We start from the raw sequence: 1,675 nt of genomic DNA on the forward strand, positions 1-1,675 counted from the left end.
CAGCGCTACCGCGCCTTCCAGGCCGGGGTGCAACTGGCCAACCGCATGGGTGCGCTCAACGAGATCGAGTTCTCCGAATTCGTCATGAAGGCCCAGGCCTTTGCCGACGCCCTGAACGCCGCGCCCGAATTTCCCGACATGCTGCAGGAAGTGGCCCGCGCCCGCGAACTGGACCAGTTTGCCAGCGAGCACGACGCGCAACTCGCCTTCCAGCTACGCGCCCGCCAGGCCGCCTGGAGCCCCGGCTACGTGCAGCAGAACGCCGTGCGCTTGGGGCTGGTGCCCGGTGCGCTGCCCGGCCGCCTGGTGCTGCCCGCAGGCACGGCGGGCCAGTCGCCCGTGCTGGGCCTGGGCTACGACACCCAGGCCGCCCTGTCGGACGACCCCGAGCAATCGGCCATCCGCGAGCTGTCGCTCAGCCTGGACGTGGCCCATGTGGCCCGCACCGAACAGCCCTTTGCCCGCCTGCGCCAGGTGGCCGCAGCCCTGTGCGAAAGCATGGACGGCGTGCTCTGCGACCAGAACGGCAACCCGCTGCCCGCCATGGCCATGGACCCCATCGCCGCCGACCTGGAGCAGCTCTATGACCAGCTCGACGGCCGCGACCTCTCCGCTGGCTCGCCCCAAGCGCGCCGCCTCTTCAGTTGATGGGGCCTGCCGCCCATGACTGAAAACTTGGAGCTTTTTCCGCCTCCAGCGCCTGATGGACGGGCGCCAGCAGCTATCGAAATCGAAGCACTGCGCCAGCAGCTCAACACCTGGGCGCACGAGTACTACGTGCAGGACGCCCCCAGCGTGCCCGACGCCGAGTACGACCGTGCCTTCCAGCGCCTGCAGGCCCTCGAGGCCGAGCACCCCGACCTCATCACCCCCGACTCGCCCACGCAGCGCGTGATCGGCGCGGTGATGGACGGCCTGGCCCCCGTGCGCCACGCGGTGCCCATGCTCAGCATCCACACCGAGACCGACACCGAGGCCAGTGGTGCCCAGGCCTTCGACGCGCGCGTGCGCCGCGAGCTGGGCCTGGCCGAGAGTGACCCACCCGTGGAATACGTGGCCGAGCCCAAGTTCGACGGCCTGGCCATGAGCCTGCGCTATGAACACGGCAAGCTGGTGCAGGCCGCCACGCGCGGCGACGGCGAGGTGGGCGAGGACGTGACACACAACATCCGCACCATCCGGCAGATTCCGCTGCAGTTACCCGCTGGCGTGCCGCCGCTGCTGGAGGTGCGTGGCGAGGTTTACATGCCCCGCGCCGACTTTGACGCGCTCAACGAGCGCCAGCGCGCGCAGGGCGGCAAGACCTTCGTGAACCCGCGCAACGCGGCGGCCGGCGCCGTGCGCCAGCTCGACTCGGGCATCGCCGCGCAACGCCCGCTGCGCTTCTTTGCCTATGGCCTGGGCGCCATCACGTCCGAGGCCGAGGGTGGCCCGGCGTTTGCCACGCACTTTGAACTGCTGCAGACGCTGAAACAATGGGGTTTTCCGGTCGCAGGGCAGGTGCAGACTGCGCTAGGTGCTCCTGAATTGGTAGCGTTCCACCGCCGCGTGGGCGCCAGCCGCGACGCGCTGCCCTACGACATCGACGGCGTGGTTTACAAGGTCAACAGCCTGCAGCTCCAGCGCCAGCTCGGCTTCAAGACGCGCGAGCCGCGCTGGGCCGTGGCGCACAAGT

At 69.6% G+C, this 1,675-nt stretch carries 1 protein-coding gene and 1 pseudogene; both read left to right on the top strand.

Annotated elements, in window-relative coordinates; translation table 11 throughout:
• A pseudogene (locus tag ACE3QP_RS21720) lies at positions 1 to 648 on the top strand (cell division protein FtsZ); the annotation flags it as partial.
• 15 nt (positions 649 to 663) lie between these two features.
• Positions 664 to 1,675 (top strand): NAD-dependent DNA ligase LigA (gene ligA / locus ACE3QP_RS21725; RefSeq protein ID WP_374439167.1); only part of this gene is annotated, 1,012 nt, incomplete at its 3' end.

Origin of the sequence: Inhella sp., assembly GCF_041912635.1 — a bacterium.
GTDB lineage: Bacteria > Pseudomonadota > Gammaproteobacteria > Burkholderiales > Burkholderiaceae_C > Inhella.